We start from the raw sequence: 25,159 nt of genomic DNA, 5'->3' as shown, positions 1-25,159 counted from the left end.
GGGCGCTCTGCCGCTGAAAGGGCGAGCGAGCGCAGCCACTCCGCCCGGCTGCACGGTGGCCTCATCGGCGACGGGTACGGCCCTGGCCCGACACCGGCACCACAAGAAGCCCACCCCCGCGCCAACCGGCACAGGAGCCGACCCTGGCGACTCGCCGGACACCCCACGAAGCAGCAGGTTCGCAACCAACGAGGCAGGCACCACGTCGCCCGCCGTCGATTCCAACCACATCCCATCAAGCCACCCGGCGGCACCATCGGCGGTGATCACAGCCAACCACCCGCCTTGGTCCGGTTGCGGCGCAGCAGCCAGAAGAAGAACGGCCCACCGATCAGGGCCGTCACCATGCCGATCGGCAGGTCCGCGTACGCGACCACCGTCCGCGCCAGCAGATCAGCGGCGGCCAGCAGCACCGCACCCCCGAGGAGGCTGGCGGGTACCAGCACTCGGTGGCCTGGTCCTACGACCATACGGATCAGGTGGGGGACGACCAGGCCGACGAAGGAGATGATGCCCGCGTAGGACACCGCGGCTGAGACGCCAACGGCTACGGCGCAGATCACTACCAGGCGTAGGCGTTCGACGTCTATGCCCAGGTGGCGCGCTTGTCGGTCGCCGAGGGCCAGCAGGTCCAGACGGCGGGCTACGGAGAGGGCGGCGATCGCGGTGACCAGGACAAGTGGGGCCGCGACCCAGACGTAGGCCCATCGGGCGCCTGCTACGGATCCCAGCTGCCAGAACACGATCTGCTCACGCGCGGCCTGGTCGCCGATGAACATCAGCAACGCCACGATCGCACCGGCCACGGCGTTGACCGCGACGCCGGTGAGGATCATCGAGACCGTGCCGGTGCGGCCGCTTGAGCGTGACAACGCATAGACGGCGAAGGTGGTGATGAGTCCGGCGACGAACGCGGCGCCGGGGGTGGTGAACGCGCCCAGGAACGTCCAACCGAACACAATGGACAGACAGGCGCCGACCGCCGCACCGGAGGACACCCCGACCACGCCCGGTTCGGCGAGGGGGTTGCCGAAGGTGCCCTGCATCAACGCGCCGCACACCCCGAGCACCGCGCCGACCAGCAGCGACATCACAACCCGGGGGAAGCGCACCGCCCACAGCGCGCCCTCGGCGAACGGATCCGCCAGCGGTTGGCCGAACACCGCGCGCAGCACGTCCGACACCGGGAGCCCGTACTGCCCGGCGCCCGCGGACACCAGAGACACCACGACCAGCGCGACCACGAGGACCGCGAACAGGGCCACCACCCTCGTGTGCCTGCGGGACCGCGCAGGGGCGACCGCGGTCATGGCGCGTACAGGGCTCGGGCGAGGCCGTCGAGGACGGCCGCTGTCCTCGGGCCGAAGCCGAGCACCACCGAGTCGGCCATATCGACGAACCGCCTGCGTTGCGCCGCTGGGGTTTGCGCGACACCGGGCACCGCGAGTGCGCCCTCGACACCGCCGACCGACTGCAGACCGTTGGTCATCATCAGGATGACATCGGGTTTCGACTTGGCCAGGGCCTCAGGGTTGATCGGGCGCATGCCCTCGATCCCGGACTCGGTCGCCACGTCGACCGCGCCGAGCGCCTGGATCAGCGAGTCAGCGCCGGATCCCTTGCCGAACAGGTAGTACACGCCTGCTTGCCCACGCATGTAGAGGAACACCACGCGCGGCTTGCGGGCTTCCTCAGCCGGAGCGAGCCGCTTGATCTGCGCGATCGTGTCGGCGATCTCGGCCTCCATGCGGCGACCCAACAGCTCACCGGCCGCGGGGACGCCGAGCGCCTTGGCCACCGCGTGCACGATCGGGGTGTTGGTCTCCATGGCCCGCTTGGGATCCAGGACGACCACGGGCACACCCGCGTCCCGCAGTTGCAGCACGGCGTCCCACGGGCCGAGCGTCGTGTCGGTCAGCACGACCGTGGGCCGCAGGCGCAAGATCGCCTCGGCGTTGAGCTGGTGCCCGTTGACCGTGACCAGCGGGAGGTGTTGCGCGGCGGGGAAACCCGTCGAGATGTCCCGCCCGACGACGCGATCTCCCAGCCCGAGTCCGAAAACGGTCGCCGCTAGAGTGCCGGAGACGTCGAGCGCGAGGATGCGGCTGACGTCGGTGACGGTGACCTGCGTGTCCTGGAAGTCCTTGAGCGTCACCGGCAACCGCGGGGTTGGCTTGTCGACGGGGACGACGTCGTCCTGCGCGACCAAGGCCGTAGTCGGGCCCGAGTGCGTGCGGGGATCGGCCACCGGCGTCAACGCCGACAGCGGCGGACGGTCGCCTGCCTTGGTCGGCCCGGAACTCCCGTGACCGGGTGGGACCGAACACCCGGTGAGCACCAGCAGCGCGACGAGGAGAACTGCCCGCATCAGGCCTCACGCTCCTGCAACGCCGCGGCGACAGCGGCCTTGATGCGCTGCTGCTCCCCCGCAGCTCGGGACTTCCCGCGAGCTCGCAACGCCAGCAGCAGGCAGATGACGAGCAACAAGCACACGGCGGCGGCCCATGGAAGCGCCAGCGCACCAGCGGTTCCGACCACTGGCGGGAGTTGCGCGCCACCGGGCACCGAAGGTGTCACCGTCACATCGGCCGTCACGCGGCCCGCGGGTAACGACCCGACGCTGAGCACCCGGGTAACCCGTTCCCCTGGCAACAACTCCGGTAGCGGCGTGACAGCGGCGTCAGTGGCGAACCACCCGAACAGGCCTGAGACCCGGACCCCGTGGGTCGCGGCTAAGCGGGTGTTGCCGGTATTGGCCACGGTGTAGGTGACGGTGGTCGTGCCCTTGCCGACGGGGTTGGGCGTTCCGTCGTACTCCACCTTCAGGTCTTGGACCTCGACCTTCGGCGTGAGGGTCCCGGCCACGCGCAAGTGCATGCGGGCGCCGAGGCGGCGGTCGACGGTGACGCCGGACCCGGACTCGACGCGCAGCGAGGTGACCACGCCGCCGCTGTGGTCGCCGGGGGTCGCGGTCGCGGGAACGCTGACGGTGAAGGGAACCGACGCGGTCTGTCCAGCTTGGACGGTGATGGTCGGGGCGTCGAAGCGCACCCAGGAACCCGCATCGGTCGAGGTCTCGCCCGCGGGCTTGAGGTCGAGCTGACCCGAGGAGGTCGTGAAGGCGTCGGCGGCGTACACGGCGAAGGTCAGCGCGCGCTGCTCGTGGTTGCTCACCAGGAGCGCGTCGGTCAACTCCGCGCCGGGCGCGACGGAGTAGGCGAAGTTGGGCCGGTTCTGCCCGAGGGTCGAGTCGGCGGGGCGCACACCCCAGGTGACGTTCTGCGCCGCGGCGGTGGCGGGGACACCCAGGACGAGCAGCACCGCCGCGGTGATGGCGGCGAGGACGCGGTTCATGGTGGGGATTCCAGTCCGGGGAAGGGGCGGTCGTGGGCGCCACCTCGCGGCGGCGGCGCCCACGACCTGGGGGATCAGCTCAGGGCGGTGAGGGTGAGGGTGGCGTCGTAGGTCCCCGAACCCACGCTCGCCGGGACCTTCAGCGTCAGGTCGGCACCGAGCAGCACCGAGCCGGAGGCGTGGTCGAGCGCCGCGCTACCGAGCGTCGCGGGCTGCTTGAGGCCGGGACCACCATCGAAACCGGAGGCCACGGTGGCACCGGCGACCGCGCCGCCGGAGTTCTCGGTGGCCTTGGGGGCCCAGCCGAGGTACTTGCCGTCGAACGAGGTCGCCCCCGCGGTGAAGTCGCTGACCTGCGCGGACACCGACCACGCCGGGGCGCCCGCGCGGGTGTCGGTCACCCGGACCGGGTTGATCGACCCGGTGGCCAGGTAGTGGTCACCGGCCGCGGTGGCGGTGCCCAGGTTGACCAGGCCGTTGGTGCCGTCGATGGTCCAGACGAACTCGCCGGGCTCGACGACGGCGGGCACGGTCACCCGCACGTCCTGCTCGGTGGCCGAGGGCTGCGGGTCCGGGGTGCTCGCGACGGTGTAGCCGATGTCGAAGGGCAGCGCGGGCTTGTAGTCCTGGTTGCCGCCGCAGCCGGTGGAGTAGAAGTGCGGGCGGACCGAGGCGGGCACGGTGTTGACGAAGGTCGGCGACCACGAGCCCCACCAACCGGTGCCGGACTCGCAGGTGCGGGTCTGCGCGGTGCCGCCGGTGATGTCGACCTGCACGCCCTGGTAGTCCGGGGTGACCCGGAAACCGGTGGCGGACAGGCCGCTGAGCGACCCGGCGTCGTAGGTGAGCAGCGTCAGCCGCCCGAAGTCCTGCGCGGGGGTGGGGTTGCCGGAGACGTCGACGCCCGCGCCGAGGCTGAACTCCACCGACAACGAGCCGGAACCGTTGGCGGCCACGGTGACGACCGGGTTCTTGTAGATCTCGTTGGGGGCGTTGAACTGCGCCGGGTAGGCGTTGACGGTGTAGCTGCCGGTGAAGGACAACTGGCCCGCGCCGGTGGCCGGGTCGACCGTGCCGGTGCCCGCGGTGAACTTGACCGCGTTGGGCGTCTTCTGCGGGGACGAGACCGGCATCGAGGTCGCCGGAACCGGCGCGACGCTGTACTGGGTCTGGGAACCGCCGGAGACCGAACCCGCGAGCAGCGCGGCGTTGCCGGTCAGGTCCTTGATGTTCCACGGTCCGAAGACGCCGATCTGGGCGTAGCCGCTCAGGCCCCAGACGAAGGTGGCGTCGGTGACGGTCGCGGTCGCCGCTGCGGCCGGGGTGGCGCCGAGGACGGTGGCGGCGAGAACCGCCGCCGCCCCCACGGCGACCGCCTTGGCCGCGAGTGGTCTTGCCATGTGCGTTTCCTCCTGCGTCGGACCGCGCGGACCCCGAGCTCGGTCGTAATTAGGTAAGGCTAGCCTAACTACGAGGTTCGACGCTTGACAAGAGCGACGGCCGACACACTGTCCACAGAGGAACTGCGGACAGCCCTGAACAGGGGTCCGTCAGACGGACCCCTTGCCTTGGAACAGTTCTCAGCAGTACACAGTGGCCAGATCGTCGAAGACGGCGCGGTTGAGCCGGAAGGCCACATTGGCCTCCTGCACCAACGCGTCGCGCTCCCCCGCCTGCCAAGGCGCGCCGTCGAGCAGCGATCGGTAGTGGTCCCGGAACGGCTTGGGCTTGGCGACCTGGTCGAACACGTAGAACCGAACGCCGTCGTCGGTGAGCCCGTAGGTCTCCTGCATGCGGCGGCGGATGACCTGCCCGCCCGAGAGGTCGCCGAGGTAGCGGGTGTAGTGGTGCGCGACGAAAGCGCCGCGGTCGGTGAAGCACACCTCGTTGAGCCGGTCCACATAGGACCGCGTGGCGGGCAGCGGGTGGAGTTCCTCGCGCCAGCGCGCCCCGACCAGGTACGCCAGGTCCCGCTCCAGCGCCTCGCGCCTGGCCAAGCCGTCGATGACGAACCCGCCGATCACCGGGTCGCCGCGCCAGGCCTCGGTCGCGTCCTCGAGGACGGCGTAGAAGAGGTAGCTCTGGGCCAGCAGTCCGGCATATGCTGCGCGTTCGAGCGCGCCGCCCAGCAGGGCCTCGACGAACGCGGATCGCTCGGCCCGCTCGTGCTCGTCCCGGGTCCCGGTCCGCAGCCGAGCCGCGAAACCCTCGTCCACCGCAGTCATAGTCCACCATTTCGCTAAGGGTTGCCTAACCTAATTTAGGCCAGGGTGCGAAGTGAGACCAGCGCGATTTTCCGGACATTCGAACACGGAGCGTGCACAACAGCGGGATCTGCCGCCGTTAGACGCGACTCTACGTGACTTTTGGTTGCACGATCAACCGTTTCCGTAGTCGAGCGACCGTCGCGTCGCTGATGCCCACCCGGTCGGCCAAGTAGCCGTGCACGGACCCGTAGCGGTCGGCCAGGTCGGTGAGGACGTGGTCCATGACCGTCGCGGGGGCCCGACCGTAGAAGGGCCAGCGCATGGTCTTGTCGGGGTACGCGGCCTGCCAGTCGGCGAGCAGGTGCGCGGAGGCGAGCTCGGTGAGCGCGAAGTCGTCGAGGACCTGAGCGCGGTCAACACCGAGCAACGTCAACAGGAACGCGGCGACAAGCCCAGTCCGATCCTTGCCCGACGTGCAGTGCACCACCACCGGCCCCCGCGCGTCCGCGATGTGCTCGATGGCCAGCCGGATCTCCCCGGCCCCGTCCTCAACGACCTCCGCGGCGCGATCGGCCAGGAACCGCCAGGGGTCGATGTCCGGATCCGTGGCGGCTTGGTCGTAGGGGCGGTGCTCGATGCTGAGGTTGACGTAGTCGAACCGCTCAACCTCAGGCACCGCCCCGTCGCGCTCGACCTCCCAGGGATAGCGCAGGTCGACGACGGAGCGGATCCCCAGCTCGAGGAACCGGCTCCAGTCCGCACCGCGCAACTTCCCCAACGTGTCGGCCCGGTAGACCGCCTGCCAGCGCACGGTTCCACCGTCCGCGGTGGGGTAGCCGCCCAGGTCGCGGAAGTTCCGGAGCCGCTCGAACCGGATGTGCCGCTCGGGCACGGACCCCTGAGTCCCCACTCCCCCAACACCTTCCGCCATGCACGTCAGGGTATCGCCCTCACGAAACGCCAGCGGCGGGCCTCACCCGCGGAAATGGGTGAGGCCCGCCGTGCGGCTACCTGGTGGGTCAGACGGTGAGGGACCAGGTGTCGATGGTGCCGCTGTCGAAGCGGTAGATGTCGCGGACGCTCAGGCGCCAGGTTCCGTTCTTGGCCTCGCTGGAGAGGTTGACGGTGTAGGTCGCGCGGACGTCGGCGGCGGGGTCACCCGCGGAGGCCTCCTTGAGGCGGTAGGCGGTGCCGTCGGGGGCGATGAGCTCGACGGCGAGGTCACCGCGGTAGGGGTGGGCGATGGCGACCTCGACCGAGGCGGTGCTGGAGGCGTTGCCGGTGCAGCCGCTGACGGCGATGGAGCTGGTGGCGGCGGCACCGGCGTCCGGCACGGCCACGTCGTCGCCGTTGGTCTGCTTGGCGCAGGTCGGGTCCGGGCCGGGGCCGGGGGTGGCGGTGATCTCCTTGGTGTAGAGCAGCTTGTTCGGCGAACCGCTGCCCGCGTCGGTGACCTTGTTGGGGGTGGACATCGAGATCAGCGCGTTGGCGACGTCAGCGGGGCTGGCGTTCGGGTGGCCCTGCAGGTACAGCGCGGCCGCGCCCGCGACGTGCGGGGTGGCCATGGAGGTACCGGAGTTGCCCGCGGTGCCGGTGTCGCTGCTGTAGGACAGCGAGGTGATGTTGGCACCCGGCGCGAAGATGTCCACGCAGCTGCCGATGTTGGAGAAGCTGGACCGGCGGTCGCCCTGGTCGATGGAGGCGACGGTGATCGCCTCCGGGACGCGGGCCGGGCTGTAGTTGCACGCGCTGGCGGCGTTGTTGTTGCCAGCGGCCACCGCGTAGACGAAGCCCGCGCGGATGGACGCCTGGATCTGCTCGTCACCGATGCCGGTCTCGAACTGGCCGATGCTGATGTTGACGACGGCGGGCTTGGTGCCGTTCGCGGTGATCCACTCGACCGCGTCCGACAGCAGCGAGTCCGGGCCGTTGTTGTCGCAGCCCAGCACCCGCAGCGCGACCAGCTTCGCCTTCTTGGCCACGCCGTAGGTCTTGCTGACCGCGGTGCCCGAGGTGTGCGTGCCGTGCCCGTTGCAGTCGGAGGCGTCGTTGTCCTTGTCCAGGAAGTCGTAGCCGGACTTGGCGCGGCCCTCGAAGTCCTGGTGGGTGATCCGCACGCCGCTGTCGACGCTGTAGACCGTCACGCCCTCGCCGGTGGCGTTGTACTCGTACTTGCGGTCGAGGGTGGTGTCCTTCTGGTCGACCCGGTCCAGACCCCACGTCGGGTTGGTCTGCACGTCGGAGCCGCGCATCTTGCCGTCCTGGTAGACGGTGCGCACGGCCGGGTCGGCGGCCAACCGCTTGGCCTGGTCTTCGGTCATGCCGTGCACCGAGTAGCCGCGCGCGGTGACCTTGTAGAGCGAGGCGACCGTGCCGCCGTACTTGGAGGTCAGCGACTGGGCACTGGCCTCGACCGCGGCGCCGGAGGCGGACGCGTCGCGCAGGGCGACGATGTACTGACCGGTGTAGTGCTCCTTCGCCTGCACGACGGTGCCGACCGCGGGTGCGGCACCAGCCGGGATGGCGATGACCACCCCGGCGCAGACGACGCCAGCCGCGAGCGCGGCGAGGCCTGCTTTCCGACTCAACATTGGTGAACTCCTTCGCGCGCGGTGAAAAGGGGCAGGGAAAGGGACGCACCGCCGCGACACCACAATGCGGCCCGACCGGCCGGTGGAGAACTGATGAGTGGTTTGATGGGTACCCCTATTCAAAGTCCGGAAATGGCAATGGCGGACGGAAGTGGCAATAGCGGTACTTCGCCGTTGGGCGACCGCCGGGTAACGTGCGCACGTGACCCCGTTGCCCCCGGTTCGCCTGCCGACCTCGCTGTTCGTCGGCCGCGCCACCGAGCTCGCCGAGCTGGCGGGCTGCGTGCGCAGGCCGCCCGCGGTGGCGCTGCTGGAGGGCGAGGCGGGGGTGGGCAAGACCCGCCTGGTCCGCGAGCTGCTGCGGCTGCCGCAGGTGGCGGCGCGCACGGTGCTGGTCGGCGCGTGCCAACCGATGCGGACCCCGCTGCCCTACGGCCCGGTGGTCGACATCCTGCGCGAAACCGGTGACCTGCTGGCCGGGATCGCCGACCGGTTGCCGCCGGTCACCGGGGCGCTGCGGCCGCTGCTGCCGGAGCTGGCCGACCTGCTGCCGCCCGAGCTCGACCGGGGTGACGTCGCCATCGAGCGGCACCGGGTGTTCCGCGCGGTCCGCGAGCTGCTGGCCGCCTACGGCCCGACGCTGCTGGTGCTCGAGGACGTGCACTGGGCCGACGAGGGCACCCAGGACCTGCTGCGGTTCCTGACCAGTCCCCCGCCGCCGGAGCTGTCCGCGGTGTTCAGCTACCGCAAGGAGGAGGGCGCGGCGCTGCCCGGGTCCGGCTACCGGCTGCTGGCCGACGCGCGCAACTCGCTGCTGCGGCTGCGGCCGCTCGAGCCGGGCCCGGTGGCCGCGCTGGCCGCCGACCTGCTGGGCACCGAGGTCCCCGAGGACTTCGCGCTCGCGCTGCACCACCGCACGGCCGGGATCCCGTTCGTGATCGAGGAGGTGCTGCGCGAGGTCCGCGAGACCGGCGACGCGCCGCGGCCGGTCGTGCTCGACCTCGTCGACATCCCGGACCTGTTGCGCGACACCATGTCCGACCGGCTGGCCCGGCTCGGGCCCACCGTCGCCGCCGTGGTGCACGCCGCCGCGGTCCTCGACATGCCCGCGACCGAGCAGGAGATCGGCACCGTCTCCGGTCTGCCCGCCCGCCGGGTGGGTACCGCGCTGACCAGGGCGTTGGCCGCCGCGGTGCTGCACGAGACCGACACCGGCCGGTACGCGCTGCGGCACCCGCTGGCCAGGCAGGCCGCCTACATCTGCGTCCCCGGCCCGCAGCGGCAGCGCCTGCACGCCAGGGCCGCCCGGCTGCTGGCCGCCGCGGCGGACCCGCCGGTGGTCCGCCTGGCCCACCACCACCGGCGCGCGGGCGAGCTCACCGACTGGGTGCGCAAGACCCTCGCCGCGGTCGACCAGGCCACCGAGGTCGGCGACACCGCGCTGGCGCTGCAACTGCTGGAGGACGCGCTGGTCGACGACGCGCTGCCCAGCCGGGCCCGCAACACCCTGGCCGTGCGGCTGAGCCGGGTCGCGCTCAACGCGATCGCCACCAGCGGCACCGTCGAACGGCTGGGGGCGCTGCTGCGCGACGGGTCGCTGGGGCGGGCCGCGCGCGGGGAGGTGCGGCTGAACCTGGGCCGGTTGCTGATGAACCAGGCGGGCCGGATGGAGCTGGGGCAGAACGAGATCGAGATCGCCATCCACGACCTGGGTGACCGCCCGCTGCTGTCGGCCAGGGGCATGGCCGCGCTGTCGATCCCCAGCTTCGGCGCCCGCCCGGTCGAGTTCCACCTGCGGTGGCTCGACGAAGCGGTCCGGGTCCTCGACGGGGTGCGCGACCAGGAGCTGGTGGCGTCGGTGCGGGCCAACGAGGTCACCGCGCTGGCGCAGCTGGGCGACCCGCGGATGTGGGCAGCGGCGGCGGCTCTGCCGGAGTCCGCGCGGTCCTCGCGGGTGCGACGGCAGCTGAGCCGGGCGTACAACAACCTGGCGGACGCGTCGGCTTGGCTGGGGCACTACGGGGCCGCGCGGGAGTACCTGCGGACGGGGAGTTCCCTGCTCGCCGACGCCGACGTGCCGTTCCTGTCCATGCTGGCCACCGGCACCGGCCTGCGCCTCGACGTCGCCGCGGGCCGCTGGGACGGCCTGCCCGCCGCGGCGGCCGCCCTGATCGACCAGGCCGGTGACATGGGCTACCTGGCCGCCGACGCGCACCTGGCCCTCGCCTGGCTGGCCATCGCCCGCGACGACCGCGACCGCGCCGCCCGCCACCTCGACGACGCGCTGCTGTCCGCCCCCGAGAACGCGCCCGTGTCCTTAGCCGTCGCCACCGGGCGGCTGTCGATCGCGCTGGCCCGCGGTGACGTAGCCGCTGCGGCGGTCGGCGCGGATCGGGCGATCGGCGAAGTGCGCAATAAAGGGAATTGGGTGTGGGCCGCGGAATTGGCGCCGTGGGCGACCCGTGCCCTCGTCCGCAGCGGACGGATCGCGGATGCGGCGGACCTGGTGGACGAATACGTGGCGGGCATCGCGGGACGAGACGCGCCATTGGCCACCGCGGGCGCCGAACTGGCCCGGGGCGTCCTGGCGGCCGCCCGGGGGTGCCAAGAGGAAGCGGTCGCCCAGTACGCCGCGGCCGGGGAGCACTACACGGCGCTACCCCACCCGCACGCGGGCGCCTCAGCCCTCGAAGCCGCCGCCCGCTGCGCCCTCGACCTCGGCGACACCGCCACCGCCACCCGCCACCTCACGACGGCGACCACGGTCTTCGCCGACCTCGGCGCGACCCGGGACGAAGCCCGCTGCCGCCAGATCGCCCGCCGGTTCCGCCGGGGAACGCCGCGCGGGCGCAAGGGGTACGGGGACGACCTGTCGCCCAGGGAGCGCGAAGTCGTGGACCTGGTCGCGGCGGGGCGCACGAACCGGCAGATCGCGCAGGAGCTTTATCTGTCGCCGCGCACCGTGGAACACCACGTGGCCAAGGCGATGCGGAAACTGGGCTTGAGCTCGCGGGCCGCCTTCGAAGCGGGCGAGTCCTAGGCACCGGGGTTGGGGGCTTCGGGGATCAACCGAACGCGCCTCAAGATCAAAGCGAGCAGAGCAGCCCCGGTTTCCAGCCTATCGGTGATCGCCGCCGGGACGGGGTGGGCGACTGGTGGCCTGTGGACAACTGCGGCTGCCGAGAGCAACTCCGGCCCGACAAACGCGGTTCCCGCGAGAGCTACTCGACCCGCCGGGGCGACCACCCGCGGCTCGGAGCGGCCCAGTACAAGATCAAAGGCAGCTGAGCAGCCCCCGAAACCAGCCTACCGGGGATCGCCGCCGCGGCGGGGCGGGCGACTGGCCGCCTGTGGACAACCGGGGGTGCCAAGAGCAACTCCGGCCGGCCGGACAACGCGGTTCCCACGAGAGCTGCCCGACCCGCCGGGGCGACCACCCGCGGGCGCTCGGAGCGGGACAAGATCCAATCGAGTGGAGCAGGTCCCCGGATCCAGCCTGCCGGGGATCGCATCCGGGACGGGGTGGGCGACTGGTCGGCTGCGGACAACCGCGGTTCCCAAGAGCAGCTCCGGCCCGACAACGCGGTTCCCGCGAGAGCTGCCCGACCTACCAGGGGCGACCACCCGCGGGCGCTCGGGCGCAGACCGGAACAAGATCAAAACGAGTCGAGCAGCCCCCGAAACCAGCCTACCGGCGATCACTCTCGGGACGGGGTGGGCGAGTAGTCGCCTGTGGACAACTCCGGCTCCCCAGGGCGGAACGGCCCGGAACAAGATCAAAGCGGGCGGAGCAGCCCCCGTATCCAGCCTACCGGGGATCGCCGCCGCGGCGGGGTGGGTGACTGGTCGGGTGTGGACAACTCCGGCTCCTCCCCGGGAAAGGGGCAGGGCCGGGCGGGAGGTCCTGCAGCCTCCCACCCGGCCCGTCGAACGCGATCACCTCGCGGCGGTTACCGCACGGTCAGTGTGTAGTTCGCACTGCCCGTCTTGCCGCCGCCGGTGGCTGTGACCTTGATGGTGTAGGTACCTGGGGCCGCGGAGAAGGAGGCGGTCAGGAACAACATCGAGGTCTGGCTACCGCTGATGGTCGCGGGGACCAGCTGCGCGGTGACGCCCGAGGGGACACCGCTGGTGGAGAGGGTTACCTGGCCGGTGCCGCCGGTCACGCGGATCTGCGGGAAGGCCGCGCCGCCCTTGGCGACCGTGCCCGAGGACGGGGACAGGGTCACCGTGAGGCCACCGGTGGGGGGTTCCTGGCCGCCGTCGCCGACGGTCAGGGTGAGGGTGGCCTGCTTGCTGACCGAGCCCGAGGTGCCGGTGATGGTGACCCGGTACTCGCCCTTGGGGGTGCTCGACGTCGTGGTGACCGTGAGCTTGCCGGTCTGGCCGGAGGTGATCGAGGTGGGCTGGAAGACCGCCTCGGCGCCCGAGGGCAGGCCGCTGGCCGACAGCGACACGGTCACCGCGCCACCGCCGCCGACCGTGCTCGTGATGTTGGTCGACGCGTTCTTGCCCGGGTCGACCTTGAGCGCGGCGGGGCTGACGCCGAGGCCGAACTCGCCGCCGGGGCCGCCCTGGCCGATGGTGAGGGTCAGGTTGGCCTGCTTGGTGCCCGACGCGGTCTTGCCGGTGACGGTCAGCGTGTGCGTGCCGTCCGGGGTGCCGGAGGCCACGCTGAGCGAGAGCTTGGCGCCCTCACCGGTCTTGATCGACGTCGGCTGGAAGACCGCCTCGACCCCGGAGGGCTGGCCGGTCACCGACAGCGCCACGTCCTCCGGCGTCGACCCGGCGGTCGTGTTGACCGCGACCGACCCGCTGGAGCCCGCGTTGACCCGCACCGAGGAGGGGTTCACCGCGACGCCGAACTCGGTGGTCGGCGGGGTGGTCGAGCCGACCTTCTCCTTGACCCAGTCGCCCATCTCGTTGTCGAGCCGGGCCCAGATGCCGTACCACTTGAAGTCCGAGCGGCTCCACGACGCGACGCCGACGAGCCTGCCGTTGACCACCAGCGGGCCGCCGCTGTCGCCGGGCAGGATCGTCGAACGGCCGTCGGGGTAGCCCGCGCAGATCATGTACGCGGACTTGAACCCGGCGCCGACGCCCTGGCAGACCGAGTCGCCGTTGACGATCGGGAAGTTCTGCTTGTCCAGCGACACGTCGGCGGGGACGTCGTCGTGGGTCTTCTTGCCGTAGCCGATGCTCAGTGCCGAGTCACCGACCTTCCAGACGTTGCCCGCGTCGGCGGAGGTGGCGAACTTGGCCCACTTGTCCTGCGAGAGCGGGATGTCCTCGTTGGTGGTCACCACGGCCACGTCGTAGCCCTGGTCGAAGTTGACGTACTTCGGGTGCTTCTCGTAGGACTTCACCGTCAGCGTGGTGCCGGTGCCGACGGACAGGTCGTCGAGGCCGTAGAGGAACGTCTTCGTGCCCGCGAGGTCGTAGCAGTGCGCGGCGACGAGGATGCTGCGCTTGCCCACGACCGAGCCGGTGCAGGACTGGCCCTTGGGGCGGGAGCCGCCCTCGCGCAGCGCGCCGATGACCGCCGGGTAGTCCGACAGGGTCGCGTTGACGCCCTTGTAGATCTGGGCGGTGGCGTCGGGGGCGGGCACCGGGGTGTCGCCCTCGAAGGTGGCCGCCTTGGCGTTGGCGGGGGCGGCGCTGGCGACCGCGACGACCGCGAGCGCGCTGACCGCGACACCGACAGCGACCGCGCCGATGCGCACGGAACGCTTGGATCTCAACATCGTCTTCTCCAGGTCAGGCGCGGTCACGGGGTCAGCGTCCACGAGGTGATGGAACCGGTGTCGAAGCGGTACACGTCGGCGACGCGCAGCTTCCAGGTGCCGTTCTTGGCCTCGCCGGAGGCGTTGACGGTGTAGGTGGTGTGGATGCCGTTGCCGTCACCCATGCCGCCGGAGGGCCGCAGCTGGAACACCGCGCCGGACGGGCCGACCAGCGACACCGCGAGGTCGGCGGTGAAGCTGTGGTCGATGTCGACCTTGACCGTGGTCGAGGACGAGGCGTTGCCGGTGCAGTTGGCCATGGTCACCGGGGAGTCCGCGGACCCGGCGTCGGGGATGGCGACGGCGCCGGAGCTGGTCTGCGGGTTGCAGGTGCCCGGGTTGGGCGGGGTGCCGCCGCCGAGCTCCTTGACGTAGAGCAGCTTGTTCGGCGAACCCTTGGGGTCGGAGATCTTGTCCGGGGTGGTCGCCGCGAGCAGCGCCTGGGTGACCTGCGAGGGGGTGCTGCCCGGCTTGGCGGTCAGGTACAGCGCCGCGGCGCCCGCGACGTGCGGGGTGGCCATCGAGGTGCCCGACATCGTCCCGGACGAGCCGTTCTGCAGCGTCGAGAGGATGTTGGTGCCCGGGGCGAACAGGTCCACGCAGCTGCCGTAGTTCGAGCCCTGGCCGTTGGTCCACAGCGAGCGCTTGTCGGCGTTGTCGGAGGCGCCGACGGTGATCGCGCTGGGGGTGCGGGCCGGGCTGGTCTGGCAGGCGTCGCCGTTGTTGTTGCCCGCGGCGATGGTGGAGGTGATGCCCTTCTGCACGACCTTGGCCACCGCGTCGTCGACCGAGGAGTTGGAGCTGCCGCCGAGGCTGGCGGTCATCACCGAGTTGGCGCCCGCGTTGGCCGCGACCCAGTCGAAGCCGCCGATGATCTGCGACCACTGGCCGGAGCTCTGGCAGTCCAGGACGCGGACGGCGACGATCTTGACCTTCTTCGCCACGCCGTAGGTGGCGCTGCCGACGGTGCCCGCGACGTGCGTGCCGTGGCCGTGGCAGTCGGAGGCGTCGGCGTCGTTGTCGATGAAGTCGCGCCCGGAGGTGACGCGGCCGCCGAAGTCCGAGTGGCCGCGGTAGACGCCGGTGTCCACGACGTAGACGGTCGCGCCGTCGCCGTCGTTGGGGTAGGCGTACTTGCTGTCCGCGGGCAGGTTGCGCTGGTCGATGCGGTCGAGGCCCCAGGTCGGGTTCGGCTGCTCGCCGAAGCCGTGCGCGGTGCCGTCCTGCTCGACGTAGGCGACCTTCGGGTCGGCCGCCAGCCTGCGGGCCTGCTGCTCGGACATCGACACCGAGAACCCGCTCAGCGCGGCGGAGTAGGTCAGCTTCCGCTGGCCGCCGTACTGGGCGGTCAGGTCGGCCGACACGCTGTTGACCGCCTGGGCGCCCGCGACGTCCTTGAGCACCACGATGTAGCTACCGGAGACCGAGCCGGGGACACCGGCGCTGCGGATCGGTCCCTCGGCCGGTGCGGCGAGCGCGGGGGCGACCGCGACGGCGAGCGCCGCGCCCGCCACCACGCCCGTCACGGCGAGAAGCCGCGTCAAATGCCTGTAATTCATGGAAACTCCATTCACCGCGCCCAGGGGCGGTGCCACCTGTGGCGAGTGGTCGCGAGCAGGGTGTGGAACGGGCGACCACCGGCACCCACCTTCCCCGAACGGACCCGCGCGCCAATCCGCACGCCATTAAGTGGAGATACCCATTTAATCGCCGTACCGCCCGCTACCGGGCTACCTACGTAGGCTCGGAAATGCCCGGAGAATCGCGGAAAGGGGAATGCGGTGACCAGTGTGCTGATGGGGCGGCGGGCCGAACTCGCGGCGGCGGTCGACGCGGTGCGCGGGGAGGGCGGGGCGCTGCACGTGGTCGGCGAGGCGGGCTACGGCAAGACCCGGTTCGTCGACGAACTGGTCGCGGACCCGGCGGTGCGCGGGCGGCGGGTGGTGCGCGGGGTGTGCCAGCCGCCGCCGGTGGGGGCGTTCGCGTTCGGGCCGGTGGTCGACGGTCTGCGCGCGGTGGTGGCCGGGCACGGGTCCGCGCCGCTCAACCCGATCACCGGGGTGCTGCGCCCGCTGCTCCCGGAGGTCGCCGAGTCCCTGCCGCCGGTACCGGACTGCGTGGCCGACCCCACCGACCGGCACCTGGTGCTGCGCGCGATGCGGGAGTTGCTGGTCGCGAGCGGTCCGGTGCTGCTGGTGGTCGAGGACGCGCACTGGGCGGACGCGGACACCAATGCGTTGCTGCGCTTCCTCATCAGCACCGCGGCGGATCGAGTGACGGTGGTGCTCACCTACCGACCGGGGCGGTGCGGGGTGCCGGGTACCCGGGTCGACCTCGGGCCTTTGACGCGCGAGGACCTCCTCGAACACGTCGACTTGGAGGACGTCGACGCGCTGCTGGCGCACACGGGCGGGGTTCCCTACCTCGTGGCGGCCACGGTGCGCGGTGGCGTCTCGGTGCCCGCGGCGGCTGGTGACGACCTCGAAGCGCGGCTCGCGGGCGCGGGGGCCGACGCGCGGGCGGTGGTCGTGGCGGCCGCGGTGGTCGGCGTGCCCACCTCGGCGCAGGTGCTGGCGCGGGTAGGTGGGGTGTCCGGTGGCCGGGACGCGGTGGTGGCCGCGTTGCGGGCGGGGGCGCTGGCCGAGCACGGACCGGACGCGTTCGCCGTGGCGAACGGGGTGTACCAGCGGGTGCTGCGCGACGGGCTGACCGGCCTCGAACGGATCGAACTGCACCGGCGTGCGCTGCGGGCGTTGCGCGGGGTGCCGGGGATCGACGGGCGGGTGCTGGCCGAGCACGCGAGGTTGGCCGGTCGGCTGGGTGACTGGGTGGCGCACGCGGAGGCGGTGGGGACCGTCGACGCGCTGGCCGGGGTGCTGGCCGAACCGGCGGTGCCCGCGCAGGACCTGTGCCGGTTGGCGGTCAGGTACGCGCGCGAGGTCGACACGGAAGGTCTCCCGGTGTTGACGCGACTGGTCCTCGACGACCGGTTGACCGACGCGGCCAGGGCGCAGGTGCGGCTGGGGCGGGGCCTGCTGCTGGTGCGCGGCGGGGCCGTCGAGGGGGTCGCCGAGGTGGAGCGGGCGGTGGCGGACCTGCCGGAGGAGTCGGCGGCCAGGGGGATGGTGGTGCTGGCGACGCCAACGCTGGGGCGGCGGCCGGTGGCGGAGAACGTGGTGTGGATGGACCGGGCCGAGCGGGTGCTGGCCGCGGCGGCGCACATCAGGGGCCCGCTGCTGCCCGCTGTGGCGGCCAACCGGCTGCACACCGCCGACCCGGTCGCGTGGGACATGATCGCGATGGTGCCCGAGCCGAGTCCCGCGGTCGCCGAGGCGGCGGCGTGGACGGGGCACCACGGGTTGGCGCGCGAGCACGCGCGTGCTGGGAGCCCGGTCGAGCTGGTGTTGGACTTCCACAGTGGACAGTGGAGCGGCTTGGCCGAACGGGCGGCTTCTTCCGGTACCGCCGAGGGGTCGCTCGTGCTGGCTTGGCTGGCACTGGCAACGGGCGACTGGAGCGCGGCGGAGGAGAACCTGGCCGCGATCCCCGCGGACGCGAGCGTGCCGGTGGTACTGGCAGCGCACGCGGCGGCGATCCGCATGTGGTTGCACCGCGATCGACCAGAGGAAGTCGAAGAAGCCGTGCGGCAGGGACTAGACCTCCTGCGCTGCAAGGGGAACTGGGCTTGGGCGGGCGAAGTGGTCCCAGCCGCCGTCACCGCACACCGCCGCGCGGGCCGGGCAGATCAAGCCCGCGAACTGACAGCCGAGTTCCTGCGCCACACGGCGACCATGAACCTCCCGTCCACAGTGGCCGATGAATGCCAAGCCCTCGTCGCCGAAGCCGAAGGCGACCAGAAGGCCGCCGCCGAGTTCTACACCCGCGCCAGGCGCTCCAGCCCCCGCTACAGCGCCACCCGGCACACCGAGTCCGCCGCCCGCTGCCGCCTCCCCTCCCCCGCGGCGGCCACCGACCTGCTCACCCTGGTCGACTACCTCGGCCACCTCGGCGCGACCCTGGACGCCAACCGCTGCCGCCAACTCCTGCGGGACAACGGCGCGATCCCCCACCTCCGCCGAGGCCACCGCAGCTACGGCGACCAACTCTCCCCCCGAGAACGAGAAGTCGTCCGACTGCTGGCCCAACACCGCTCCAACCAAGACATAGCCGACGTCCTGTTCCTCTCCCGCCGCACAGTCGAACAACACGTGGCCAACGTCCTGCGCAAACTCCACCTCACCTCCCGCCACGAGGTGACCAAGACTTACGCCGACATGCCCGCGACCGCGAGTTGACCCGCAACGCGCTGACCGCCCCACCGGAGCCCGGTGGGGCGGTCAGCGTCACCGCACGTGATCAGCGGTCGAGCAGGTGCAAGTACTCGTCGCGCTCGTCGTAGTCGACGTGGGCGTCGCGGTCGAAGGTGCCAGGGCCGAGCGTGATCGAGTGCACCTCCAGCGCCCGCACCACCTCGCCGCCGGACTTGAACACCAACAGCGTGCCGCCCTTGCCCAGGTAGTAGTCCGGCAAGTCCAGCGGCGTGCCGACCTCAGCCTCCACGCTCTCCTTCGTGGCGGTCTCCAACGGGAAGACGTGGACGAGGTCCCAGTCGCGGCCGACGAACTCGGTCAGCGGCCGGTCCGCTCTCGCGGCGAGCGACTCGGTGAACCGGGTGTCCACCGCGTCCTCGTGCCCCACCGGCACCTCCGCCGCACCGCAGGCCACCGCGGTGACCAGCAGCGCCAGCACGAAGGACGAGAACACCATGGGCTTTCGCATCTAGTACCCGTCCTGGTAGTTGACCTCGTACGTCCCGATCCCGGACGGCACACCGGGCCCGCCGTTGTCGTTACTGTAAGCGAGATCCTTCTCGTGGATCACCACCGCCTCGCCGTCGCGGATGGCCTTGTCGATGATCTTGACCAGCTGCTGCTCCGAGGCGTGCGGGTTCTCCCGCGCGATCCGCCGCCCCTGCTCGTTGTTGTAGAGGTCCATGGCCATGGCGACCTTGTTGGCATCCGGTTTGCGTTCGTGGGCGGTGGTGTACTCGATGGTCCACTGCTCACCGAACTGGCGGGACATCATCGCGTTCCAGTACATGTGCCGGAACGCGTCCGCGTGCCCGTCGGTCTCGCCCCTGCCCTCGTAGGCGTGCTTGCCCATCCACAGGGTCTTCTTGAAGATGGAGTGGAAGGTGTTCGTCTCCGACAAGGACATGTTCGACAAGATGACCATCTCGCTGTGGGCCACTTCCTGCTCTTTCACTCCCGTCAGCCGCGCGGCCAGTCCGGCGAGCCCGCTGCCCCGGTACTTCACCTTGCCCTTCGGGTCGGGTGCCACCTGGTAGCGGTTGCGGATGTTGCGCAACTCCGCCTTGCGGCGGTCGGCCATCTCCTTCTTCCACGCGGCCTTCTCCTCCGCTTCACTGCGGCAGACGCGGCCGGTGGACAGGGAGCACCCGACGGTGCTGCCCGCGACGGTGTCGAGGCCGCAGCCGTCGCAGAACAACCCGGTGGGGTCGGAGTGGGTGGTCGGGTTGTCGTTGGCGTAGGTGTAGCCGGTCCAGGAGCTCGGGTCCTCGTGGTTGAACACCGGGTCGACGGAGATGAACCTACCGAGCTCGGGGTCGAACTTGCGCGCCCCGATGTCGACCAGACCGGTGGCGGCCGAGGTCGGCTTGTCGAGGAACCCGTGGTTGTCCGCCCACGGTCCACCCTGGACGGCGCCGACCTGGTTGCCGTACGGGTCCACCTCGCGCCTGGTCACCGCGAAGCCGACGGCCGAGACCGAGACCTGGGTGGTGCCGTGCTGGTCGGAGGACAGGTACGCGGGGTTGCCGGAGCCGACGCGGCGGGCCACGACGGTGCCGTTGTGGGTGTAGTAGCGGGTACCGGTGATCGTGCCGGTCGCGGTGTCGCGAGCCCATTCCTGACCGGGCAGGTAGAGCGTCACCTTCCCGGGGTCGCGGCGGAGCAACTGGTTTCCGTCGGCGTCGTAGACGTACGACGTGGTGCCCGCCGGGGACTGGACCTGGGCCAGCTTCCCGTTCTCGTTCCAGGTCTGGGTGTGCGCACCGCGGGTGGTGGCGTTGCCCGCGTTGTCGTAGCCGTAGCTCGCGCCGACCGTGCCACCGGGTCCGGTGGTCGAGGTCGAGGTCACCGCGTGCGGTCGTGCGGCGTTCGCGGCCGGGTAGGTGTAGGTGGTCGTGGTGTCGCCCTGGCCGATCCCGTGCTTGGTCTGACCGGTCCGCAGGCCGACCGCGCTGAACGTCCACGAAGTCCAGTACGGGTCCGGGCCGCCGACGGTCGAGCCGCTCGGTTGGGCCGCGCAGCCGTCGGTGGCGGTCCACGCGTTGTCGAGCCGGTTGAGCGAGTCGTAGCCGAAGCACTGCGTGCGGGTGTTGGCCGGGCGGGCGTTGACGACCTTGGTGAGGTTGCCCGCCGGGTCACGGGTGTAGCGCAGGTCGTCGACCAGCGGGGTGGCCGCCTGCACCGACAGGTTGGTGTGGTTGACGACGTGGGTGCGCGGGTCGCGTTCGTAGGTGAGCTTGCCCGCGTTGTTGCCCGAGCTGAGCGAGTACTCCGAGGCCTCACCCGCGGCGGTGTAGACAGAGTCGGACACGTAGTCCCACACGCCGCTGCGGGTCTGCGACTCCTTGCCGTACTTGTTGACCACGAACGTCAGCGCCTCGCCGGGCAACCCGCCCTTGGTCGGCAAGGCCGTCCCGGTCAGCTGGCCGGTCGTGGTGTACGAGTAGGTCGTCGTGTGGAAACCGTTGAGCCCGGTCTCCGCGGCGGGCACGGAGACGACCTTGTTGGTGGGCAGGCCGACCGAGTTGTACCCGGACACGCCCACCTGGTAGTTGCCGGACGGGGTGTAGCGGGTCGAGGAGTGGAGCTTGCCGACACCGGCCGTCGCCGTGTCGAACACCCACGACGCCAGCATCGTCCGCCCCGGCCCGACCCCGCTGTACTCGGCGGTCTTTCGCCCGAGGACATCGTAGTCGAAGCTGAGCACCTGGCCACGACCGTCCGTGGTCGAGGTGATCTGGCCCGCGGGGTCCAGCGCGAGGCCTGCCTGGCCCGCGTCCGGGTCGGTCAGGCCGGTCTGCCTACCGAGGAAGTCGTAGGCGTACACCCACTGGCTGCCCGCGCCGTCCGTCGCGCGCGCCACGTTGCCGAGCGCGTCGTACTCGAACGCCGAGTTGCGGCTCGTTCCACCGCTGACGACGTTGCCGGTCACCGTCGGCGCGGCACTGTACTCGCGGATCTCCGACTTCCTGCCCAGGGCATCGGAGACGACCATCTTCGTGACACCACCGGTCGGCGGGATGGTGGTCACCCGGTCGCCGCCGTAGACGGTGGTGGTCGTCGCCTTCGCGGTCAGCCCCTGGTGCGACACCACGCGCACGACCCGACCGCTGTTGTCGAAGCCGGTGACGGTCCGGTCGTCGACCGAGGCGTCCGGCGCGGTCACCAGAGTTGTGCTCGGTACACCGGTGGTGACGTAGCGGTTGTGCGATTCAACGGCCCAGCCGTGCGAGTCGTAGAAGGTCTCCGACACGACCCGGTTGGCGACCGCGACGGGGTTGCTGACGTCGTCGGTCTGGGTCTGCTTCACCCTGCCGAGCGCGTCGTACAGGGTCACCGAGGTGACGTAGTTGGTCCCGGTGCCGTAGTCGACCAGGGTCTTCGTGGTGACGGCGAGCGGACCGTCGTCGCGCACCAGGTAGGTGTACAAGGCGCTGGCAGCGTCGCCGTTCGCTTTGACCCGACCGGGTTTCCACACCGCGGTGGTCCTGCCGAAGACGTCGTAGGTCGCCTCGGTGGCGCGGTTGCCGACGTCCACGGCCTTGGTGGTGTTCGACCGGCTCGGCTCGAGGGTGGTCGTGGTGGTCTGGTTCTTCGGGTTGGTGGTGACGACCTGTGCGACGATCCCGCCATCGGCCGGGGTGTACGCCGTCTTCGTCTCGCGGTTGAGAGCGTCCTTCTGGGACACCGGACGACCCGAGGCGTCGAACTGCGCGGTCGACACCGTGGCGAAGGTGAGCGACCCCCCGGTGTTGGCGGTGGCCTTGTCGCCCCTGGTCGCGTCACCCGCTCCGGAGACGGCACCGAGGGTGCCCTGGCCGTCGTAGTAGGTGCGCTCGGCCGCGACGACCGGGCTGGGCGCGACGACCGGTCCGGACGTGGGGCACGCCACCGAGGACTGCTGGACCTCGGCGACCCGACCACGGATCCACGACGTGGTGTTGTCGGCGTAGGAGGTCGTCGTGCACTTGTCCGGCAAACCGGTCGCGGAGTCCGTTGTGGACACCTTGCGGCCGATCGCGTCGTAGCGGTTGACCGATGAGGTCACCCGGGTGCCACCCGCGGCGAGGTCGGTGATGGTCCGGGTGCGGTTGATCGCGACGATGTCGGCGGTCGCCGCGGACAACCCGGTGCGAGCGCGGGTGGCGGTGGTGGCGACCTTGACCGGCTCGGTCAGGGTCGAGGTGAGGCGGGTGCCGCCGGAACCCAGGTAGGTCTGGGTTTCCAGTTCACCACCGGCGAAGAGGTTGTCGTCCACCACGGACTCGTTGAGGGAGTTGGTGACCGAGACCGTGCGCTGCTGGTTGCCGGGCAGCGTGTCGCCGTGCATGCCGCGCAGGTAGGTGGTCTTGGTGAGGGTTTGCTGGTCGGCGACGCCGTCGGTGAGGTTGGCCGGGTTGCCGGTGCGGGTTTCGACCTGGGCGTAGCCGCGGAACTGGCCGTAGGTGCGGTTGGCGGGCTTGACGAGCTCGTTGTCGTCGAAGTGCCAGGCGGGGGTGCCCAGGTAGGCGTAGTCCGTGCGACCGGTCGGCGAGATGGCGTTGGCGTCCTGCACCTCGACGCGCGACACCGGGTGGATGTGGAAGAAGTCCAGGGTGGGGTTCTGGTTGAGCGGGAGCGTCCAGTACACCGGGAAGCAGCGCTTGGTGTTGTTCGCCAGGTCGGTCGGGACCGTGGTCGCGGTGCACTCGGTCGGCAGGTAGGACACCTGGACGCGGCCACCCGTGCCGGTGCCTACGGTGGTCAACCGCCAGTGCGCCATGGCGGACTGTCCGTTGTAGCCACTGACCCGGTTGTCCAGCAGCTGGCTGGTGAAGGTCACCGGCGGCAGCGCCGTACCGACCTGGGCGGCGTCGTAGGCGGTGCGCACGATCTGGTCCAGCCGCAGCTCGGGGTCACCGATCGAGGGGAACGTCTGGGTCAGCGCGTGCGACTCGACCCTGACCGGACCGGAACCGGTGTCGTACGTGGTGGTGATGGTGGTCAACCGCTTGGTGGACCAGAAGGTCGGCGAGTGGATGTTGCAGGTCGCGCCGGAGAGGCACTGCTGGTCCTGCGGGGTGTCCGGCCACGACGCCGCGTTGGCCGCGGTGAACTGGGCCGGGTCGCAGGTGATCGCGCCGGAAGGCGTGCACCGCTCGGCGATGTCGAACACGACCTGGGCAGGAGCCACCGCGCCGTAGACCGAACCGCTGGTCTTGCGGAGCCCGTAGTCGATGCGCTTGAGGGTGCCGCCGCGGGTGTAGGCGATGCCGGTGGTGCCGTTGTTGGCGCCGTAGAAGTTGGTTTCGGGCGTGTAGTAGTAGAGGGCAGCGTTGCCGTGGGTGTCTTCGACGTAGTCGAGGTTCCAGCGCCAGGCTTGGGCGCAGTGGGACTGGGCGAATCCGCTCGCGTTGTAGCAGGGGTCGCCTGAGCGCGGGCCGTAGACGCGGGTGGTCCAGGTGGAGTTGGTGGTGTCCTGTGTGGTGCGTCCGGGGCCGTCGTTGCGGCCGAAGTAGTACTGGGTGCCATCGGTGGTCGTGATGCGCCAGTGCTCACCGTTGCGGGCACCGTTGCTGACGCCGGTGAGCAGCTCGACGCGGGTGCCGTCGTCCTTGGCCGAACGCCACGTGCCATCCGCGTCGTTGCGGACCAGCGAGGTCGAGCGGCCGTTGAGGTTCATCGTGACGACCTGGCCCGCCCAGCACAGGTCACCGGTGCGCTGGGCCTGCGGCAGGGTGGTGTCGTCGGAGCACTGGCGATAGGTGCGCTCGACGAATCCGGGCGCGTAGTCCCAGCCCTGACCGACCCACGAGCTCTGGTTGTTGGTCGCCCACGTGCGCCCGTCCACGGAGGCGGAGTTGTAGGACAGCTCGACCTTGGGCTGCGCGCCGGGACCCGCCGCGGTCGGCGGCAGTTCGATCGGGTAGCTCCAGGTGAACGCCCCGGAGTTGCCGGTGACCCCCCAGGCGGTGGCCGGGGTGAGCGAGCTGGCGGTGAACGCGCCGTTGGCGCCCGAGCCGCTCGCGGTGGCGGCCAGCACCGTCGTGCCGCGCACCGGGACGGCAGCGGACACCGACTGGGCCGCGGAGTCGTTGCGCGCGGCCAGCGGGGTCTGCACCTGGCAGGCGGGCACGTCCGGGGTGGTCAGGGCGCACTCCGGGAGCCGCACCAGGGTCAGCCTACTGCCCAGGTCGGCGCCACCGGCGTGGCGGAAGGAGGCGTAGTCGACCGACACCGTGGCCGAGTCGACGGCCTTGGCGGAGCGCACGCCGACCAAGACGCCACGCACGCCAGCGCGGCGCGCGAGTGCCTGGTCGGTGACCTCGACCCGGACCCGCTCCTCGGTGCCCGAGGCGATGGTGACCGGCAGGGAACCGGCCCGGCGAACCGAGGGGGTCCTGGCGGCGCGCTCAGCGGCGTTGCCCCGCTCGGCGCGCCCGGTCGGCCGGTCGGCACCCAGCACCACCTCGGCCGATCCCGCGGCGGGCCAGGCCGTGGCCGCGCGCGGACCGGTATCGGTCGGTGCGGCGGCGGCCCTGGGCGGCGGGACGTGGACGGTGTGACCGACCACCTTGTCCGGCGCCGCCTTCGGCAGCCGCGACGGCGCGGCGGCGGTTTCGGGTGGCCGCACCGCGGTGAGGCCGGAGAAGATCAGAACAAGCACGATGATCGGCACCAGCACCGATCTGCCGCGTCGCGGCATCAGGACAGCGTCGTAGGACAGCCGTTGATCCATTTCACACCCCAGTGAAATCACGAGCCCCAGTGAGTACAGCAGTTCTGGACTCAACCAGACCGGGGTGGCCGCTGGGAATACGCCCAAAGGCGTAATCGCGGCGAATCGCCATCGCGCGCGGGATCCCCTACCACACAGCGGTATCGCGGGGTAGATGTTTCTACTGTGGACGTAGGCGATCAACTTCGAGTCCCGG

General features: G+C 71.0%; 13 protein-coding genes. 2 read left to right on the top strand and 11 right to left on the bottom strand.

The window, feature by feature from the left end; translation table 11 throughout:
• Positions 1–266: 266 nt before the first annotated feature.
• The 7 genes from JOD54_RS17380 to JOD54_RS17350 form a co-directional block, all read right to left on the bottom strand.
• Positions 267–1,310 carry a FecCD family ABC transporter permease gene (locus JOD54_RS17380; protein ID WP_239573406.1) on the bottom strand — a complete coding sequence of 348 codons (1,044 nt, stop codon included), beginning with the start codon at positions 1,308–1,310 and terminating at the stop codon, positions 267–269.
• Complete coding sequence (locus JOD54_RS17375) at positions 1,307–2,368, bottom strand: heme/hemin ABC transporter substrate-binding protein (protein ID WP_204451535.1); 1,062 nt, start codon at positions 2,366–2,368, stop codon at positions 1,307–1,309. Before JOD54_RS17375 ends, JOD54_RS17380 begins: the two co-directional genes overlap by 4 nt.
• A complete protein-coding gene (locus tag JOD54_RS17370) occupies positions 2,368–3,354 on the bottom strand; it encodes a WxL protein peptidoglycan domain-containing protein (RefSeq protein WP_204451534.1) in 987 nt (328 codons plus the stop codon). Before JOD54_RS17370 ends, JOD54_RS17375 begins: the two co-directional genes overlap by 1 nt.
• Positions 3,355–3,428: 74 nt before the next feature.
• Positions 3,429–4,754 (bottom strand): hypothetical protein, encoded by a 1,326-nt coding sequence (locus JOD54_RS17365; protein ID WP_204451533.1) that lies wholly within the window; start codon positions 4,752–4,754, stop codon positions 3,429–3,431.
• Between the two features lie 180 nt (positions 4,755–4,934).
• Entirely contained in the window at positions 4,935–5,579 is a 645-nt protein-coding gene (locus JOD54_RS17360; protein ID WP_204451532.1) for a biliverdin-producing heme oxygenase, read from the bottom strand.
• Positions 5,580–5,709: 130 nt separating this feature from the next.
• Positions 5,710–6,492: a tyrosine-protein phosphatase gene (locus tag JOD54_RS17355; protein ID WP_204451531.1), complete on the bottom strand. Its 783-nt coding sequence runs from the start codon at positions 6,490–6,492 to the stop codon at positions 5,710–5,712.
• Between the two features lie 88 nt (positions 6,493–6,580).
• Entirely contained in the window at positions 6,581–8,152 is a 1,572-nt protein-coding gene (locus JOD54_RS17350) for a S8 family serine peptidase (protein WP_204451530.1), read from the bottom strand.
• 202 nt (positions 8,153–8,354) lie between these two features.
• Between JOD54_RS17350 and JOD54_RS17345 the strand changes: the two genes are divergently transcribed.
• Positions 8,355–11,192 carry a helix-turn-helix transcriptional regulator gene (locus tag JOD54_RS17345; protein WP_204451529.1) on the top strand — a complete coding sequence of 946 codons (2,838 nt, stop codon included), beginning with the start codon at positions 8,355–8,357 and terminating at the stop codon, positions 11,190–11,192.
• A gap of 910 nt (positions 11,193–12,102) precedes the next feature.
• Here the strand turns inward: JOD54_RS17345 and JOD54_RS17340 are convergent.
• Positions 12,103–13,938 (bottom strand): trypsin-like serine protease, encoded by a 1,836-nt coding sequence (locus JOD54_RS17340; protein ID WP_204451528.1) that lies wholly within the window; start codon positions 13,936–13,938, stop codon positions 12,103–12,105.
• A complete protein-coding gene (locus JOD54_RS17335) occupies positions 13,920–15,494 on the bottom strand; it encodes a S8 family peptidase (RefSeq protein WP_204451527.1) in 1,575 nt (524 codons plus the stop codon). Before JOD54_RS17335 ends, JOD54_RS17340 begins: the two co-directional genes overlap by 19 nt.
• Before the next feature lie 222 nt (positions 15,495–15,716).
• On the opposite strand from JOD54_RS17335, the gene JOD54_RS35075 reads away from it, so the two are divergent.
• On the top strand, positions 15,717–18,230 hold the full coding sequence (locus tag JOD54_RS35075) for a helix-turn-helix transcriptional regulator (RefSeq protein ID WP_204451526.1): 2,514 nt from the start codon (positions 15,717–15,719) through the stop codon (positions 18,228–18,230).
• Between the two features lie 61 nt (positions 18,231–18,291).
• Here the strand turns inward: JOD54_RS35075 and JOD54_RS17325 are convergent, their stop codons facing one another.
• Complete coding sequence (locus JOD54_RS17325; RefSeq protein WP_204451525.1) at positions 18,292–18,714, bottom strand: hypothetical protein; 423 nt, start codon at positions 18,712–18,714, stop codon at positions 18,292–18,294.
• Positions 18,715–24,963 (bottom strand): DUF6973 domain-containing protein, encoded by a 6,249-nt coding sequence (locus tag JOD54_RS17320; protein ID WP_204451524.1) that lies wholly within the window; start codon positions 24,961–24,963, stop codon positions 18,715–18,717.
• Positions 24,964–25,159 lie beyond the last annotated feature (196 nt).

Origin of the sequence: Actinokineospora baliensis, from assembly GCF_016907695.1 — a bacterium.
Taxonomy (GTDB): Bacteria; Actinomycetota; Actinomycetes; order Mycobacteriales; family Pseudonocardiaceae; genus Actinokineospora; species Actinokineospora baliensis.
The sequence above is the reverse complement of the archived record's forward strand: the minus strand, read 5'-3'. Positions and strand labels throughout refer to the sequence as shown.